Here is a 17,861-nt window from a genome sequence, read left to right on the forward strand (position 1 = left end):
TCGCGCACCGTGCCGCGCATTCAGCCTCTCCCCAGGATTTGCCATGCCTTCTCCGAACGATCTTCCCGGCCCTTCAGCCGCATCCGACGTCCCGCTGATTCCCGATCAGCGGCGCGAGTCGATGGTGCGCCAGTTGCGGCGCTACAAGGTGCTAAGCGTTCATCAACTGACGGAAATGTTCGACTGCTCGCATATGACGGTGCGCCGCGATATTGCCGCACTGGAGCAGGCTGGACTGGTCTATACGGTGCCGGGCGGCGTGCGCATCGCGAGTCATCTGAATAGCGAGCCGAGCCATCAATCGAAAGCGTTGATCGAGCAGCCGCAGAAACAGGCCATTGCCGCGTGTGCGGCCGGTTTTTTACAGCCGGGCATGACGGCTTATCTCGACGCGGGCACCACCACGCTGACGCTGGTGCCGCATATCCTCGCGTTGAGCGACATGACGGTGGTGACGAACGACTTTTCGATCGTGCAGGAACTCGCCGACGCGGCACACGTGACCGTGATTCACACCGGCGGCGTGCTCGATCATGCGAATCGCTCGGGCGTTGGCGGTCTTGCGGCGGCGACGTTGCGTCAACTGAGCATCGACGTCGCGTTCATCTCGGCCAGTTCGTGGGACCTGCGGCGCGGCGCGACGACGCCGTCCGCTCCGAAGGTCGAAGTGAAGCAGGCGGCTATGAAGGGGGCGTCGCAAACCGTGTTGCTGGCCACCAGTTCCAAATACGGCACGTTCGGCTTGTACAAGGTCGCGGCGCTCGATCATTTCGATCGTGTGATCAGCGACGAAGGCTTGACCGAAGCGGCGGCGGTGGGCATTCGCGAGGCAGGGGTCGATCTTGCCATTGCGCCGCAACTCCAGGATGCGTCCGCGGCCTAGTCGACGTTGAAATGGACGCGCACGTCCTGGCGGCTTTCGGTGGTGTGGCCGTTTTGCATCGCGGGGGAGAAGCGCCAGCGTTTCAAGGTTTGCACGAGTATCTGGTTGAGACGCGGATTGGCGGTGGGCCTGATGAGTTCGACGTCGGTCGAACCGTCCGGGTGAATCGTGAAGCGGGCCGTGGCAACGGTCTGGTAGTTGTCTTCGCGCAGGTCGTCGGGTAAGTCGGGTAATGGTTGTGAAAGCGCGTGCGCGGCGCTGGTGCCGGTGGAGTCCGATGGTGCGGGCGGTGAGGAGTCGACGGGCGAGTCGGGTCGGGCCGGCGCGTTGGGGGTGGGGCTGTCGCTCTGTGCGGCGGCTGGCTGCGATTGTGGGGGTTGTTTTGCGGTTTGCGGATCGCTCGGCTGTGCTGTGTTTTGCATGGGCCGAGTAACGGGGTTGGGCTTCGGCCCATGGCCATGTACTTGTATCGGCGTGGGTTTTGAAGGTGTGGCTTTACTGGCTGTAGCATTCGTGGCGACATGCTCGGGCACCGGATCTACCTCGACCATGCGCATGTCCAGGGCTCGCTCGGGGATCGGTATTGGACGTGCCGTTGTGTGTGGCGAGTCATTGATCGACGGAGACGACAGCAGCGCAACGAGCCACAGCATCGACGCCGCCAGCACGGCGAGCGCCATGCGCGCCTTCGGCGCTTCGTCGAACGCGGCGGCGATCTTGGTCCCCGGCATCCTCTCATTCACCACGATGTACCGCGATCAGCAGATGCGCCGCGCCCGCGCGCCGTGCGGCGAGCATCGCCTGCACGACGACGCCGTGAGCAGCGGTGTCGTCGGCGGCGATGACGACGTTGCCGTCCGGTTGCAGCAGACGCTTCACGGTCGGCTCGACCTGATCCGCCGGTATGCGCAGATGGTTCACGAATACCGCATTGCGGCGATCGACCGAGATGGTCAGCGGATCGTGTTCGCTCATCGGCTGCGCGTGGCCCGACGGCAGCGTGATGTTGGCCGCGTCGAGCCGCTGCATCGCGAGCGATGCCAGCATGAATGTGGCCAGCAGAAAGAACATCACGTCGATCATCGGAATGATTTCGATGCGACCACGCCGCGCGGCACGCGTGCGTTTGAACTTCACGATCGCGCTCCCATCACTTCGCTGGCGGCCGTGTCCGTTGCGTGGGTTTGCGCGAGACGCATTTCACCGAGTCGTGCATTCGCGAACACTTCGAGTTCGTCCATCAGACGTTCAAGTCGACGCGAAAAATAGTTGAAGGCGAACAGCGCGATCAACGCGACCACGAGCCCGATGGCGGTTGCCACCAGGGACTGCGCGACGCCGCTCGTCACGCCGCCCGGATTCACGAGGCCGCTGCCGCCGAATAGCTGGAACGAGTGCATCATGCCGACGATGGTGCCCAGCAGCCCCAGCAACGGCGCCGCCGTGACGATCGTCTCGAGCACCCAGAAGCCTTTGCCCAAATCGCGCTCGATTTGCGCAGCCAGCGACTCTGCCTGCGTTTCGCGCAGCCACAGCGGTGTGGTTGTGGTCGGCGTCCAGACCGTGGCCATGCGTCGGTAAACATGCTGCCCGGCGCATGCCTGCAACCATTGAACCCAATCGGGCGTGACTGTTCGGGCCGCATCGATTTCATACGCAGCGTGCAGCGCGATCGGCAGGCGCCCGAAACGAACGAACACATACGCGCGATCCAGAATGATCGCGACCGCGAGCACGGCGAGTACCGCGAGCGGATAAACGACCCATCCACCCACGCGCAACGCCGTGAGAATACCTGTCCAATCCATGACCGACCTCGTGGCTATCGATGCTTTTAGAAATGTTTCGTGACGCCAGCATAGGCCGCGAAGTGCGGACCATACTGCGGCGCGCCGACGCCGATCCCGGAACCGTCGCGCAGTTCGTAGACGCGATTGAACGCGTTGATCAACAGAACACGTGCGTCGAATTTGCCCAGCAAAGCCATGTTGAAATGCTGGATGACGCCGAGATTGATCTGCGTGTAGACCGGTAGACGGTCGGTGTTCGCGAAGCCGCTGCGCAATCCGCTGCCGACGATGCCATCGAACGTAAACGTAGTCCGGCCCAGTTCGTAAGTGCCGCCGAACGACGCGGTAATGCGCTGATCGTGATCCAGATAGACCCAGTGACTGTTGATGTACGCAAGCTCGGCCGGATCGAAATTGAATTGCGCCGAGTCGATGTCTTCGCCCTGCGCGCGGCTGATGGCGAGATTCGCGTAAGCGGACACATTGTTCTGCCTGTAATTCGCGGTGAACTCGATGCCGTAGACACGTCCGTCCTGATAGTTGAACGGCGTGTAAATAAGCGCGGAACCGAATTGGCCTTCGTCGAGCAGGTTGGTCGACTTCTTGTAGTAAGCGTCCACGCCGACCGTGATGGTCGAGCCGAGTCGTTGCGTCACGCCGAGATCGAAGTAATGGCTTCGCTCGGGTTGCACCGGGTCGTTCTGGCTCGACGGACTCTGGTTGGTCGTGCCGTTGAAGCGATTGATGGTCGAACCCGACAGCAGCTCGAACGCCGGCGGCGTGAAATAGCGCGCGTAGCCGGCGTGAAACGTGGTGCTCGGCGTGAGTGCATAGACGAGGCCGACGCGCGGACTCAACTGGCTCGCGCTCACGTACTCGTCCATCTTGTCGTAGCGCAGACCGTAGTTCAGCGTCAGCCGGTCGGTGAGTTTCCACTCGTCCTGCACATAAGCGCTATACAGGTAGCCGGTTTTGCTGCTGGCGTCCTGAATGTTGAACGGTTGATCGGACAGCTGGTTGCCGTCGGCGTCCGCAGCAAACACATTGACGCTGTCGTTGAACACCGCATGTTCCTGCTCGAAGAAAATGCCGGAGCGGATCGTGTGTTTGTCGTTCAGACGCCACGTGGTGTCCAGTTGCGCGCCGTTGGCCGAGTTGCTGTGAAAGTCCTGCGACGCGACGCCGTTGAACAGCAGATCGCCCACGGGGTCCGGATTGAATTGCGTGCGCGTGTAGCGGGTAAAAAGCGCGAACTGATAATCGAGCGCTGCGCCGTTGGTGCCCTGCAGCGCGATCACCGCGAAGTTGTTCAACTCCGACTGGCTTTCGTTCAACTGGCTCGAGTCGAATGTGCTGTTGCCGTTGAGCGTGAAGCTGGTTTGCAGGCCCGGTGTATTCGGAATTTCGAACTGGTTGCTGGTGGTGCCGAACATCAGGCTCACGCGTGTCAGCGGATTGATGATGTACGACATATAACCGAACGCATCGCCTTGACGCGTGTGGTCGTGCACGGCGTCGGCACTGGCGGTGGGGTTTTCGATACCGAGATTGTTCACGCCCAGCGAGCCGCTGAAATAGTAGCTGAACGCCCCCTTGCTACCGAACACGTCCGCGCTCGTCTTGAGCGTCTGGTGACTGCCGCCGAATACGTCGATGGAGCCGCCGCTGTCTCCATCGCCGTTCTTCGTGCGGAGATCGACCACGCCGGCCGTGCGGTAGCCATATTGCGCCGGCAACGCGCCAGTCAGCAGGTTCACCTGGTCGATGATGCGCGTGTCGAGTGTCTGGCCGAAGCCGCTAATCGGTTCGGGAATCAGCACACCGTCGATACGGTATTGCAGATTCGCATGATCGCCGCGCACGTGCAGTTGTCCGTATGAATCGCTGGCAACGCCAGGCGCTTGCAGCAGGACCTGGTTCAGCGGTGTGTCCTGGCCGGCAGGCAGCGCATTGATATCGGCTTCGCTGAAGCGATACACGCTGCTGCCGGTTTCCGGAGACAAGCCATTACGCGCGCGGTCGAGACGTTTTGCATTCACCTGCACGTCGAGCGTCCCGCTGCCGTCGACGGTAGCGGTGGCGGCGGAATCTGCGGTGGCGGCATGTGAATGAGCGGAAATGGCGAACAGCAGCAATGCTGCCTGTGAGACACGCGTGCGGTTTTTCATCGTTATTGGTTTGTGATGTTGGCGACTGGTCGATGCCTGATTCCCGAGCATCCCCCTATTTAAGAGATGTTATATCATTACACTAAATATCGCCGATGACAACGGTTTGCATGCTTACGTTTCTGGAAGCGAAGGGCGGAGCGAGGGGGCAGGCAGATGCGGGCGCTACGATCCGGCGGCTGCATCTTTCGAGCAATTCGATAAGATACGGACCCACGTCATTTTTCGAATCGAAGGAGTAGTTCAGTGATTCAGCCGAGCAGCGTATTCAAGGACAACCTCGCACAACTGCCCGCCATCGACGGGATCGAGCGTATCGATCTGGTCGACGGTGGCGGCGCCGTGGTGGCGGATATCGAGAACAAACCTGGCAAGCAGGGTTCGGTGGCGGTGTACCACTACCTGCAAAAGACATTCGGCACGCTCGACGCGAAAGCGGCCGAGCATGGCCTCGCAGTGTTCGCCGAACATACCGCGGATGCGCGCAACCGTCCGGGCGCCCATCCCAATGTCGATCATCTGCTGGAGATTGCGGCCGGCGGCCCGGCTTTGCGCATCGATGTGATCGCGGCTGCTTGACTGGGACAAGCGGGGACAAGCGGATTTAAACGCCGTCGTTGCACTAACGGCTCAAGTGCGGCGCACGATCTTCCGCCGAACGCTGATCAGTCCGCCCCATGCGATACCCCGGTTCACGCCGAAATTGCGGATGGCGAGGTCGCCGATCAGGCTGGCCGCCTCACACGGGTTGCCACCATCCGGTCGGCGAGCCACACAGCCAGCAGCGTGAGTCCCATCAACGGAAACACGATGCCGAGCAGCACCAGGCCGGTTTTCCATCCACGCATCGGCGGGCTTGCCCGTTCGCGCGACGGCGCCCCGACCGAGCCTCGCGGGCGCCGCTTCCACCACATCACGAAGCCGGTGACGGCCATAGCGGCGAGTCCAATCGAAATCGCCGCGCAGATCAGCTGATTGGCGAGCCCAAAGTAGCGGCCCATATGCAAGGACGTGCCGTACGACACGGCCTTTGATACCGCGCCATAGTCCGCGTAACGAATGTCCTTAAGTACCGCACCGCTGTATTGATCGATATACAACGTGCGCTCTTCGCGCGGATCGGGTGGAAAGTACGAGATCGTGTAGACGCCACTCGCCGAACCCGGCAGCGCGACGTCGTAGCCGCTCGTCACCCCGAGCGAAGCCGCCAGCGCGACGACCCGTCCGAGCGGTAGCGCACTCGTCGCATGCGAACCGTCACGCGTAGAGGCCGGAACCGGCACGTCGCCGACGGCCCATGGCGTGAGCGGCAACGGCAGATCGTCCATCACCATACCGGGCATCGAATCCACGTGAGCGCTGTGCTCTTCATGCGCGGTTCCAGTCATCCCTGCAGGCAGCGCGGAACGCAACGGCAACTCGCCCCACGAGCCCGGCGGCGCGCCGAGGTTCGCGGTTGTCGCGAGTGCCTTGAACTGCTTGCCCCACCAACCCGACCACGGCAGTCCGGTCAGCACGAAGGCGAGCGCACCGAGTGCGAGCCAGATGCCCATCACCGCATGCAGATTCTTCCACAGTGGTCGCCCTCGTAGCGCGAAGCGCGGCACGAGCGCACGACCCAACGAACCGGCCGCGCCGGGCCACCACAACGCGATACCAGTCGCGATCATCACCAGCGTCCAGCACGCGGCAAGCTCCATCAACAACTCGCCGGTTTTACCCAGCAGCAGTTTGCGATGCAGCATCCGGTCCACCTGCATGAAGCGATGGTCGACGCTCAGCGTGCCCAACACCGTGCCGTTATACGGATTGAGATAGACGCTCTGTTGTTCGCCATCGGCAAGACGGAAAACGAATTCCGTGCTGCGATCCGGCGCATTCGCGATCACCGCGGTCACGGCGCGCGCATTGCGCGGCATCGCGGCGCGAGCCGTGGCGAGCAGAACGTCTTCGGTGATTCGCGGCGCGGCTTGTGGCACGACCACCAGCCGCTGCGGATAAAGCAGCGGTTCGATCTGCGGCTGGAAACAATAGAGCGTGCCGGTAATCGCCAGCACGATAAGAAACGGCATGACGAAAAGCGCTGCGTAGAAGTGCCATCGCCATAGCGTCCGGTAGCCTGGCTGGGTCGCGGCGCTGGTCGCCTGCGTAGCGTGATGGGCAAGAGTGGACATGAAATCCTCCTGAATCGGAATAGGTCGTTCGGTTCGAATCTCGAGACGTAGAAAAGCCTCACATCCTCAATTTGGCATCGACGTAAAACGTGCGCCCCGGATACGGGTGATAGACGAAGTACCGCGCGTCGAACAGGTTGTCCACGCCGATACCAATCTCGCTCTTCGGCGTCGGCCGGAAAGTGAACCTGGCATCCGCGACCGTGTAGGAACTGGTGCCGCCGAACACATCGGGATTCGTATCGGTATTGGTCAACGTGTTGTATTGACGACCCGAATAGCGCGCCGCGAGCGTGAGCGCCGAGCGTTCGTCGATGTGCCAGGTGGCGGCCAGATCGACGCGCCACAAAGGAATGCGGTAGAAGTACTTGCCGACGCTGGCCGGATTCTGCGCATTGGCGATGATTTTCGATTGCGTATAAGCGACGCTGCCCAGCAGATCGAGACCGCGAACGAACACATCCTGTCCCGAGTAGCTCGTCTCCACGCCGCGCGAGCGCACCTTGCCGATGTTCTGGAAGTTCGTCACGTTGGGAATAACGGTCGTATCGGTCTGACTGAAAATCGTGTTCTTCACGTCGTCCTGAAACAGCGAGAAGTGGAACACGCCGTTCCAGTGCGCCCATTCCGCAGTGAGTTCTTTCGAGAGGTCGTCTTCCGGTTTCAGGTTCGGATTGTTGTTGACGATCGACGAGCCGTTGATTTGCCCCTGGAACAGTTCGCTAACGGTGGGAAAGCGGTACGCGCGAGCGATCGACGCGCGCAAGGTCAATTCGTCGGTCACGTCGAACGACAGCGATGCTTTCGGCGACACGTGCTGGTCGCTCGCGTCGCTATACGGAATCGACGTGCCGGGCAGTGTTTGCGCTCCGCCATACGCCTGCCAGTCCTCGTATCGCGCGCCATAGACGAAAGTCCAGCGCGGCAAAAAACGCCATGCGTCCTGCGCGTAGAGCGCCTGGGTCTGCGTCTTGCCGACGAAGGCATTGGCGAACGCGTTGGCCGCCCCATCGCGCCAGTTCAGCGTGGTGTAGCTCTGGTTGTCGAGGAAGTAGTTGTCGTAGTGGTAACCGAAACTCAACGCATGGTTCGCCCAGCCGGCCTGTTTCGTCGCGGGCGTATACGTGCTGCGCAGGTCCAGCGTTTTCCAGCCGGTGCCGTCGCCGAAAATCACCGTGCCCGCTCCGTTGCCCGGCGCCCCCGAATTCGCGGTCCGTGCCACGCTATCGCCGATGTCGTAATACGAGGCGATTGCCTCGGCATTCCAGCCGGTGGCGTTGTGAGTTTTGAGCGTGAGCCCGTACAGCCAGTTTTCGCTGTGACCGAGACTCGGCGCCATGGCTGCGGCCGGAATCGTGTATTCGTACCCGCCGATCGCGACCGTACCGCTGTATACCGGATTGCCGTTCGCGTCGCGCAAGAAGGTCGATGTCTGGCTATCGTACGTCTGGTGCCAGTAGCCGAGCGTGAAGCCCGCCTGCAGTGTCGGCGTGAAGTCGTACTGCATCTTCAGCTTGAACTGGTCCTGCACGGTGTGCTCGATGCCTTCGCCGTTCACGCCGAGCACCGCGGTCGGCGCGTTAGTCTGGTTGTTGTAGAAGTACGCACCGGTAACGGGCGTATCGCCGGCTTTCGCGGGCGTGGTCGACTGGTTGAGCGTCGCAAATTGCAGCGGTTGACTCGTGTTCTCCAGATGATTGACGCCGAGCCGGTACGAGAACTTGCCGATCCGGTCGCCGATGGTCGCGCTCGCTTCGCTGCCATTGAAATTCTGGTTCACGCCGAACAGGCTGAAGTGCTGTGTGAACGCCTTGACGTCGGCATCGGCTTCGAACTGCTTCGGCATGCGCGTGCTGATGAGTACGGTCGCGCCAAGCGAATTCCCCGGATAGATCGCGGAAAACGGCCCATAGATCACATCGACCTGCTGGATCTCGTCGGGGAACACCATCGACCAGCGCGGCGGAAACGAAAAATTGTTGCCGAGCAGATTGCTCAGCAGCAGGCCGTCTGCATAGACGAGACCGCGTGCGCTCTGGCTATTACTGGTGCCGCGCACCGCGATCAGCGAATTCAGGTCGCCGATGAAGCGCTTGCGCACCGCGAGGTTCGGCATGTACTTCAGGACGTCTTCGGTATTGGTGACGTTCCAGTTGGCGAACTGGTCGCGGGTCACGGTCTCCACGGTGGCCGGCAGATTCGGATCGACGGCGCGCGGCGTGGCGCTCGCGGCCGTGTCGGTTGCGCTGCTCGCCTTGACACTGAGCGTCGGCAAGGTGGAATCGGCGCTGCTGTCCGCGTGAGCGGACACGCAAACGAAGGCCGGCACGAAAGCCGGGATGAGCGAACCGAAGCGACGCGCGTGCGTAGGCATCCTTCGCAAGGCGAAGTTGAACATGATGGTTTCCTCGATGCATTGAACAGACGATCGCGCGCGCCCACGACGGGTGCTGCGTCTACGACGGCAAACGTGGCGCGATCAGGAACAACGACGGTCAGGAAACGGCAGGCGGGTCTCTGGGGCGTCCCGACGGGAACGCGCCAAGCGGTGTGAAGCGGGTGGAGAGCTCGGGCGGCAGGGTGCCGGCGAGCGTGAGTGCGGCGGGGGGTGCAACGACGGCGAGCGTCGGTACGGCAACGTGATGCTCGAGCAGATGGCAATACCCGCAGGCGCCGAATGCGTCGTCATGACTGAGGTGAACCGGCGCGGTCAGATTGTCCGCCGACGCGCTTGCAGCCGCGCCAGCAGCCGCGCTTGCAGCCGCGCCCACACCGCCCGGCTGAAGCGCCGAACACAACGCGGCGATAGGCTCGTTCGCCTGAGCCGACGCCAGCAACTGACTCACCAGCGGCGCGAACACGACGAGCCACATGGCGACGAGGCCAAGCCATGCGGTCGAGCGGTTGCGGGAGCGTGAGGTCATGATGATCGTGAGCGAAGACGCGGGCGATTCTAGCATCGTCGCCACGGATTTTCCTGCCTGATGCGCGGTATGCGCGGTATGCGCGGTATGCGCGGTATGCGCGGTATGCGCGGTATGCGCGGTATGCGCGGTAAGCGCGGTAAGCGCGGCATGTCCTGGATGCACGACATCGAACCACGGCTCCCGGAACTCATACCCGCTTCGCCCGCCGCGTCGCGGTCGGACTGCCTGCCGGACCGAGCGTGCGCGCCATATCCACCAGCGACAAACGGATCGCGTCGATCAACGCGCGCGCGGCAGGCGAGGGCGTCGCCGCCGCGCGCAAGGTCAGACCGATCTCGCGCCGCGTGTTGTGCAAAGGTACATCGAGTACCGTCAGTTGCCCGGACTGTACTTCGTAATGCAATTGTTGCGCCGACAACGCAGCCACCATGTCGGACCCCAACAGCAGTCCGCGAATCACCGCGAGGTCCGCGGTCTCCACGGTGGCCGACGGCGGTTTCGTCTTGAGCCGCTTGAATTGCGCTTCGAATAGCCCGCGTGCCGGCGCGTTGCTGCGCGGCAAGATCCATTTCGCGTCGCGCAAATCCATGATGCTGAGGTTTCGCGCCTGCGTCAGCGGATGATCGCGACGCGCGAGCACCACCATGTCTTCGGACATCAGGCGCTCGTTCCTGAGTCCGCTCGCGGCATCGTCGTCGCGTAACGCGCCGAGAATGAAGTCGATGTCGCCGGCCCGCAAGGCCGCAACGAGTGTTTCGTAGGCGCTTTCGTCCGTGACGACCCGCACGCCCGGATGCGCCTCGCTCATTCTCGCGATGGCGCTCGGTAGAATCAGCGTGCGCCCGAGCGGCAACGCGCCGACTGTCACCGAGCCCTGAATCTTGCCGTGCAAGGCGGCGATATCGTCGGGCACGTGACGCAATTCGTTCAGCGCGCGACGCACGTGCAGCAGGAACGTTTCGCCATCGGCGGTCAGCAGAATGCCGCGTGGGCTGCGATGAAACAGGCTGAGACCGGAACCGCTTTCGAGCACGCGAATCGCGCTGCTGACCGCGGGCTGACTGATGCCGAAGGTCTTCGCCGCACTCGGCATGTGCCGGTGACGCGCGAGCGCCGTGAGCAACTGCAGGCGCCGCGTATTGAGCAGATATGCCGGCAATGCGCCTTCGACGGCGGGCCGACGACGCGTCTGGCGGGCCGCGCACCACTGCGCGAGTTCTTCCAGTTCGGCGAAAATCCGCTCGCAGCGCTGCAGCACCGCGCGGCCGACAGGCGTGGGTTGCATGCCCGCGGGCTCGCGATCGAACAGCGGCTCGCCGAGGGCCGTTTCCAGTTCCTGCACGGAGCGCGTGACAGCCGACTGCGCGCGAAACAGCACGGCGGCCGCACGGGTGGCGCTGCCCACTTCGGCGACCAGCCGGAACACCCGCAATTGTGCGAGGTTCAGAAGCAGGCTCTTGCCGCTCGTAGACGCACGCGCAATAGCGATGCTCTGCTGGGTGTTATCGGTCATCGGCTTCGACTTGCGGTTCGACGGGTTGAATGGCGCTCAGTATAGCGACGCGGGGCCTACCGGCTTCCACTTGGTGCTTTCCCTAAGCGCCTCGCCGCCTGACCGGATAATCGAATAACCATTGGTTATGCGCTCACTCGAAAAACTCAATTGTTGGTAGTCTTCGGGAATGTCAAGATCACGGTCGGGAGACATCGCCCCTGCCTTCACACGCGGGGCGAGCCTGACAATGCGGCTTCTCGATCGCTCAACGAAATCCAGGCTGACCTCATGACGGACTTGCAGCAAACACTCATCGAACAACTCGGCGACCAGTGCGTGTCGTTCGACGCCGGCGTTCTCGAAGCCCATGCGGGCGACTGGAGCGACGCACCGCGGCGCTCTCCGCAACTGGTGCTTACGCCACGCACGCCGGCCGACGTGGCTCGCGCGCTCGGCCTGCTGTCCCGACTCAAGCAGAAAGTCGTCGTGCAAGGCGGCCTCACGGGCCTCGCCGGCGGCGCGACGCCGCAAGCGGGCGAAGTGGCGATGTCGCTCGCCAAAATGAATGCGATCGAAGAGTTCGATCAACTCGGCGGCACCATCACGGTGGAAGCGGGGCTCTCGCTCGAGCAGCTTCAAACCCATGTGGAAGCGCAAGGCTGGTTCTTTCCGCTCGATCTCGGCGCGCGCGGCTCCTGCCAGATCGGCGGTAACGCGGCGACCAATGCGGGCGGCAACCGGGTGGTGCGCTTCGGCGTGATGCGCGATCTGATCCTCGGCATGGAAGTGGCGCTCGCCGACGGCACCGTGCTCACGATGATGAACAAGGTCACCAAGAACACCACGGGCATCGACCTGAAGCAGCTTTTCATCGGCTCGGAAGGGATCCTCGGCGTCATCACGCGGCTCGTGCTGAAGCTCGAGCCGAAGCCGACGGTATCCAATACCGCGCTGTGCGCGCTCGGCTCGTTCGAGTCCGCCACGCTGCTGCTGAAAGAATTGCGGCGCGGCTTGCCGGCGCTGTCGTCGTTCGAGTTGATGTGGGACGACTTCATCACGGCCGCGATGGACGTCGGCGGCCTGAAGGCGCCGTTCGCGACGCGCTCGCCGGTGTACGTGCTCGTCGAAACGCTCGGCGCGGCCGAAGAGAGCGAGCGCCAGGCGCTCGAAGCGGTGCTCGAAGCCGCGCTGGAAAACGGCATTGTCGACGACGTGATCGTCGCGCAATCGCTCGATCATGCGCGGCAATTGTGGGCGTATCGCGAGACCGTCGGCGAGTTGCTCGGCAAGCTCAAGCCGCACGCCGCGTTCGACGTCGGCCTGCCGATGACCGCGATGGACGGCTTCGTCACGACCATGAAATCGACGCTGACGAAGCGCTTTCCGGAGCAGACGCATCTGTTCTTCGGCCATCTCGGCGACGGCAATCTGCATCTGCTGTCGGGCCCGTACGCGGACCCCGCGGCCATGCATGAGGTCGAGGCACGCGTGTACGAGCAGGTTCGCGACGCGGGCGGCTGCATTTCCGCCGAGCATGGTATTGGCGTGATCAAGCAGGAATTCCTTCATCTGAGCCGTTCGCCGGCCGAAACCGATCTGATGCGCAAGCTGAAGGGCCTGCTGGACCCGAGCGGCATTCTGAACGACGCCCGAGTGATCGCCGGACCGCGCGAGGACGACAGCAGCGCCGCCATCCACTGAAGCCGCCTTAGGCGTTTCGCACGGCACGCGTCACAATGTGCGCTTCAACGTGACGCGATGCCATGGACACTCTCCTCAAGAAACTCGATCTCACTTCACTGCGTCTGTTCGTCGCCGTGTGTCAGGAGCGGAACATCGCGCGGGCCGCCGAGCGCGAGTTCATCGCGTCGTCCGCGGTAAGCCGGCGCATCGCCGAGATCGAGGCGGCGATCGGCTTGCCGGTCATTCAGCGGCAGTCGCGCGGTATTACCGTGACGCCCGTCGGCGAAACCGTGCTGCGTTACGCGCTCGCCATCATCGGCAATATCGAGCAGATGAGCGCCGAGCTGTCGCGCTTCACGTCGGGCGCGAAAGGGCGCGTGCGGGTGGTGGCGAACCTGTCGTCGATCGTGCAGTTCCTGCCGGAAGACGTCGCCGCGTTCGGGCGGGTTTTCCCGGACGTCTCGATCGAACTCGAAGAAGAAAACAGCACGGACGTCGTGCGGATAGTCGGCGAACATGGCGCGGACTTCGGTATCTGCAATCCTGTCGCCGGTATTCCCGTCGCCGGCAGCGATGCGTTCGAGCAGGTGCCTTACCGGCAGGACCGGCTCGCCGTGCTGGTGCCCGGCGGCCATCGACTTGCGGGCCGGTCGTCGGTCACGCCGGTCTCCTTTGTCGACCTGCTCGACGACAGTTTCGTCGGCCTGCGCAGCGAGAGCGCACTCACCCAGTTGCTCGCACAACAAGCGGCCGGTGCGGGACGGCCGCTCGACGTGAAAATTCGCGTCAGCAGTCTGGACGCGTTGTGCCGCATGGTGCACGCCGGCTTGGGTATCGCGATCGTGCCGGAGCAGGTCGGGCTGCTTTATCTGAACGCGCTCGATGTGCGTCTGCTGCCGCTGAGCGACGCGTGGGCCGTACGCCGGCTGGTGCTGATCTTCAAGGCGCGCGAGCAGTTGAGCGCGAGCGCGGCCGCGCTGGTCGGGTTCCTCGGCAATCGCGCCTGACTGGCGTGCTCGCTGCGGCGCTCGCTGCGGCGCACAACGCATCGCTAACACGCAATGCCACGGCGAACTCGCCAAACGAGAGGTCTGCGTTGCTCGACCAGCACTTCGGGCCGCCTCCTGTGCCGCTTATAGTGGGCGCAAGGAGAAAGCATCATGAGCGATACGATTCGTCTGGACGGCCGCGTGCTGTACCTGTCACAAGATCCCGCGGTCGTCGAGGCGCAACTGGCGGGTGACAACATCACGCGCGCTGCGGCGGGAGCGCTGCGCGATAACGTCTCGACCGACGAGATCACGCCCGTCACGGTCATGCTGACCTACGACGAGCGCCTCGGCCAGTTCCCGTATGTCGGCTTCAAGGCTGGCGAGCGCATGCCGATCGGCCGCCATGCCGTGAAAAACGGCGGCTTTCAGGTGACGGTGGCGGGCAAGCGTTACGGCAAGGGGTCGTCGCGCGAATCGAGTCCGCTAGCCGAACTCTCGGCGGGTATCCGGCTGATCGTCGCGGAAAGTTTCGAGCGCATCTATCAGCAGAACTGCGACAACATCGGCATTCTCACCACCACGGATTTCACGGTGCTGGACCGGCTGATCGCGGGTGAAGCCGTGCCCATCGACGAGTTTCTCAAGGGACGCGACGCACTCACGCAGCAGATCATCCGCAGCGGCGGACTGCTTGCGTATAGCAAATTTGCGGACTGGCCCGCGCCGCGTGAGCGCGACAGCGCGGGCGCGGCGCAACCCGCCGCGCCGAAAACGCTGGTGGAAAAGATCATCGACCGGCATCTGCATCCGGGCGTTGCCAGCGCGGAACGTGGCGACGGCGTGTTCATCGCGGCCGACTGGCGTTTCAGCCACGATTATTTCACCGGCATGTGCGCGCATCTGATGCACCGCGCGTTCGGCAAGCCCGCGCCGCTGCATGCGCCGGATCACATCATCGCGTTCCAGGATCACCTGGTGCTCGCGGCCGAAAGTATTCCGCACGTGCGCGACGGTTTGCTGCCGGGCGTCGCCAATCTGATGGAAGGCCACACCACCTTTTCGCGCGACTATCCGGTGCGCTCGCATGGCGCGCTCGACACTCTGCCGGGTTCGGAAGGCATCTGTCACGCGCTGATGGCCGAACAGTACGCGTTGCCCGGACAGGTGGCGTGCGGCACCGACTCGCATACGCCGCATTCCGGTGCGCTCGGCTGTCTCGCGTTCGGTGCGGGCGCAACGGAAATTGCCAATAGCTGGGTGACGGGCTACGTGCGCTGCAAAGTGCCGGAGACCTTGCGTATCGAGATCGACGGCAGCCTGCGCGACGGCGTGACCGCGAAAGACGTCGTGCTGCATCTGCTGCAGATGGACGCGATCCGCTCGGGCGGCGCCATCGGTCTCGTGTTCGAATACGGCGGCCCGGCAGTGCGCGCCATGTCGATCGACGAGCGCGCGACCCTCACGAACATGGTCGCGGAACTCGGTGGATTCACCGGCATCGTCGAACCGGACGAGCGCACGGTGGCATTCCTGAAGGAGCGGCGCGGCGTCGATTTCGCACTTGAAAGCTGGATGAAAAGCGATGCGGGCGCGATCTATCGCGACACCATCCGCATCGACGCCGCCTCGCTCGAACCGATGCTCGCGCGCCCCGGCGACCCGGGCAACGGCGTGAGTGCGCCGCAACTGGAGCAGGACGTCGCCATCGACATTGCGTACGGCGGATCGTGTACGGCAGGCAAGCGCGAAGACTTCGATTTCTATCACGAGGTGCTGAGCTGGGGCGTGCAGCAGGGCTTGCGCGTACCCGAGCGCACGCGTCTGTATCTGCAATTCGGCACCATGGCGGTGCGTGCGTACTGCGAGGAACGGGGCTATCTGCCGGTCTTCGAACGGGCGGGTGTCACGCTGATCATGCCCGGCTGCGGTTCGTGCGCGAACTGTGGGCCGGGCCAGTCCGCCGACGCGAATCAGGTGACCATTAGCGCAATCAATCGTAATTTCCCGGGCCGCTCGGGCCCGGGCGATGTATGGCTCGCGAGTCCGTACACGGTCGCGGCGAGCGCATTGGCCGGAAAAATCACGACCTTCGAACAATTGAAGGCCGTGCGCCGCTAGAATGCTGGCCGGACCTTCGGTCCGGCATCGTGGTGCGCATGAAGCGCGAGCAGTACCAAGGCCGGCACAAGACCGGCACAGACCGGCTTGGGCGATGACGCTGTCTCGCCGGCCACATCAGGAGACAGACAATATGGCATCCCCTCATCAAGCGGAGTCCGCCGCACGGCGTGCTGGCGGCGCGGGGTCTTCATCAGGCGCAAGCGCGGCTGCAAGCACGGCTGTAAGCGAGGCTGCAAGCGCGGCCGCGGCCGTTCCGCTCGACGCCGGCAGCATCTCCGCGCGCCTCGACCGTTTGCCCGCCACGCGTTCCGTCTGGAAACTGGTGGTGCTGCTGAGTCTCGGCTTTTTCTTCGAACTTTACGATCTGCTTTACTCGGGCTACGTGGCGCCGGGTCTCGTCAAGAGCGGGTTGTTGACCGCGACGACGCATGGTCTGTTCGGCTCGACCGGCGTCGCGAGTTTTATCGCGGCGCTGTTCAGTGGTCTGTTCATCGGCACGATTGCGTGCGGCTTTCTCGCCGATCGCTTCGGCCGTCGCGCCGTTTTCACGTACTCGCTGCTGTGGTACACCGCGGCAAACGTGCTGATGGCCTTCGCGCAATCGGCCATTGCGCTGAACTCGTGGCGCTTCCTTGCAGGCATCGGCATCGGCGTGGAACTGGTGACCATCGGCACGTACATCTCCGAACTGGTGCCCAAGCAGATTCGCGGCCGTGCCTTTGCCTGCGAGCAGGCAGTCGGTTTCACGGCGGTGCCGGTGGTGGCGTTTCTGTCGTATCTGCTGGTGCCGCGCGCGCCGTTCGGTTTCGACGGCTGGCGTTGGGTGGTGTTGATCGGCGCGCACGGTGCGCTGTTCGTGTGGTGGATTCGTCGCGCGTTGCCGGAAAGCCCGCGCTGGCTCGCGCAGCAAGGACGTCTCGCCGAAGCCGATCGCGTGATGAGCGAACTCGAAGCGAAGGTGCGCAGCGAATACGGCCGCGAATTGCCGCCGCCCGCACCGCCGGTGCCGGTCGCGCCGCGCGGCAGCTTTCGCGATATGTGGGTGGCGCCTTACCGCAGCCGCACGCTGATGATGACGATCTTCAACATCTTCCAGGGCATCGGTTTCTACGGCTTCGCCAATTGGGTGCCGACGCTGCTGATCAAGCAGGGCATCACCATCACGACCAGTCTCATGTATTCGAGCGTGATCGCACTGGCCGCACCGATCGGTCCGATCATCGGTCTGTTCATCGGCGACCGCTTCGAGCGCAAGACAGTGATCGTGGTGATGGCGGCGGCGAACATCGTTTGCGGCTTGTGGTTCAGCCGGGCCTCGGGCGCGGTGTTGCTGGTGAGTCTCGGCGTGTGTCTGACGCTGGCGGGCAATATCATTTCGTACAGTTTTCACGCATATCAGGCCGAGCTGTTTCCGACGAGCATTCGCGCGCGCGCCGTCGGCTTCGTCTACTCGTGGAGCCGCTTCTCGGCCATCTTTACGGCCTTTCTGATCGCGTTCGTGTTGCGCGAGTTCGGCACGACCGGCGTGTTCGTTTTCATAGCCGGCGCCATGCTGATCGTGATGCTCGCCATCGGGCTGATGGGTCCGAAAACAAAAGGCCTCGAACTCGAGAAGATTTCGAAGTAGG

Annotated in this window: 14 protein-coding genes; 6 read left to right on the forward strand and 8 right to left on the reverse strand. The window is 63.2% G+C overall.

Features of this window, described 5'->3' with window-relative positions; all coding sequences use genetic code 11:
• Positions 1 to 43 precede the first annotated feature (43 nt).
• Entirely contained in the window at positions 44 to 883 is an 840-nt protein-coding gene (locus FQ746_RS16335) for a DeoR/GlpR family DNA-binding transcription regulator (protein ID WP_144110404.1), read from the forward strand.
• On the opposite strand, the gene FQ746_RS16340 is transcribed toward FQ746_RS16335, so the two are convergent.
• From FQ746_RS16340 to FQ746_RS16355, 4 genes are read right to left on the reverse strand one after another with little or no spacing between them, the layout of a single operon-like run.
• The gene (locus FQ746_RS16340) at positions 880 to 1,614 is read right to left on the reverse strand and encodes an energy transducer TonB (protein ID WP_260854080.1); all 735 of its coding nucleotides are present in this window, start codon (positions 1,612 to 1,614) and stop codon (positions 880 to 882) included. The genes FQ746_RS16335 and FQ746_RS16340 overlap by 4 nt on opposite strands.
• A 4-nt stretch (positions 1,615 to 1,618) precedes the next feature.
• Positions 1,619 to 2,020: an ExbD/TolR family protein gene (locus FQ746_RS16345; RefSeq protein ID WP_144110405.1), complete on the reverse strand. Its 402-nt coding sequence runs from the start codon at positions 2,018 to 2,020 to the stop codon at positions 1,619 to 1,621.
• Positions 2,017 to 2,691, reverse strand: a complete 675-nt coding sequence (locus FQ746_RS16350) for a MotA/TolQ/ExbB proton channel family protein (RefSeq protein WP_144110406.1) — start codon at positions 2,689 to 2,691, stop codon at positions 2,017 to 2,019. The genes FQ746_RS16345 and FQ746_RS16350 overlap by 4 nt, the downstream gene beginning before the upstream one ends.
• 26 nt (positions 2,692 to 2,717) lie before the next feature.
• The gene (locus tag FQ746_RS16355) at positions 2,718 to 4,841 is read right to left on the reverse strand and encodes a TonB-dependent receptor (protein WP_144110407.1); all 2,124 of its coding nucleotides are present in this window, start codon (positions 4,839 to 4,841) and stop codon (positions 2,718 to 2,720) included.
• A 246-nt stretch (positions 4,842 to 5,087) separates the two neighbouring features.
• Here FQ746_RS16355 and FQ746_RS16360 point away from each other — a divergent pair, with 246 nt between their 5' ends.
• Positions 5,088 to 5,420: a DUF2322 family protein gene (locus FQ746_RS16360; RefSeq protein WP_144110408.1), complete on the forward strand. Its 333-nt coding sequence runs from the start codon at positions 5,088 to 5,090 to the stop codon at positions 5,418 to 5,420.
• Positions 5,421 to 5,566: 146 nt separating this feature from the next.
• Here FQ746_RS16360 and FQ746_RS16365 read toward each other — a convergent pair whose 3' ends face one another.
• From FQ746_RS16365 to FQ746_RS16380, 4 genes are all read right to left on the reverse strand, one after another.
• Positions 5,567 to 7,015, reverse strand: a complete 1,449-nt coding sequence (locus FQ746_RS16365; protein ID WP_144110409.1) for a PepSY-associated TM helix domain-containing protein — start codon at positions 7,013 to 7,015, stop codon at positions 5,567 to 5,569.
• A 58-nt stretch (positions 7,016 to 7,073) separates the two neighbouring features.
• Positions 7,074 to 9,413: a TonB-dependent receptor gene (locus FQ746_RS16370; protein ID WP_144110410.1), complete on the reverse strand. Its 2,340-nt coding sequence runs from the start codon at positions 9,411 to 9,413 to the stop codon at positions 7,074 to 7,076.
• 97 nt (positions 9,414 to 9,510) lie between these two features.
• Positions 9,511 to 9,939 (reverse strand): DUF2946 domain-containing protein, encoded by a 429-nt coding sequence (locus tag FQ746_RS16375; protein ID WP_144110432.1) that lies wholly within the window; start codon positions 9,937 to 9,939, stop codon positions 9,511 to 9,513.
• Positions 9,940 to 10,129: 190 nt separating this feature from the next.
• On the reverse strand, positions 10,130 to 11,455 hold the full coding sequence (locus tag FQ746_RS16380) for a LysR family transcriptional regulator (protein ID WP_144110411.1): 1,326 nt from the start codon (positions 11,453 to 11,455) through the stop codon (positions 10,130 to 10,132).
• 270 nt (positions 11,456 to 11,725) lie between these two features.
• Between FQ746_RS16380 and FQ746_RS16385 the strand changes: the two genes are divergently transcribed.
• The 4 genes from FQ746_RS16385 (at position 11,726) to FQ746_RS16400 (ending at position 17,860) form a co-directional block, all read left to right on the forward strand.
• Positions 11,726 to 13,138, forward strand: coding sequence for an FAD-binding oxidoreductase (locus tag FQ746_RS16385; protein ID WP_144110412.1), 1,413 nt, complete (start codon positions 11,726 to 11,728; stop codon positions 13,136 to 13,138).
• Positions 13,139 to 13,200: 62 nt separating this feature from the next.
• Positions 13,201 to 14,127, forward strand: coding sequence for a LysR family transcriptional regulator (locus FQ746_RS16390; RefSeq protein ID WP_144110413.1), 927 nt, complete (start codon positions 13,201 to 13,203; stop codon positions 14,125 to 14,127).
• A gap of 153 nt (positions 14,128 to 14,280) precedes the next feature.
• Complete coding sequence (locus FQ746_RS16395; RefSeq protein WP_144110414.1) at positions 14,281 to 16,230, forward strand: aconitase family protein; 1,950 nt, start codon at positions 14,281 to 14,283, stop codon at positions 16,228 to 16,230.
• A 133-nt stretch (positions 16,231 to 16,363) separates the two neighbouring features.
• Positions 16,364 to 17,860: an MFS transporter gene (locus FQ746_RS16400; RefSeq protein WP_144110415.1), complete on the forward strand. Its 1,497-nt coding sequence runs from the start codon at positions 16,364 to 16,366 to the stop codon at positions 17,858 to 17,860.
• Position 17,861 lies beyond the last annotated feature (1 nt).

Source organism: Paraburkholderia sp. BCC1886 (genome assembly GCF_900996245.1).
In the GTDB taxonomy this organism is placed as follows: domain Bacteria; phylum Pseudomonadota; class Gammaproteobacteria; order Burkholderiales; family Burkholderiaceae; genus Paraburkholderia.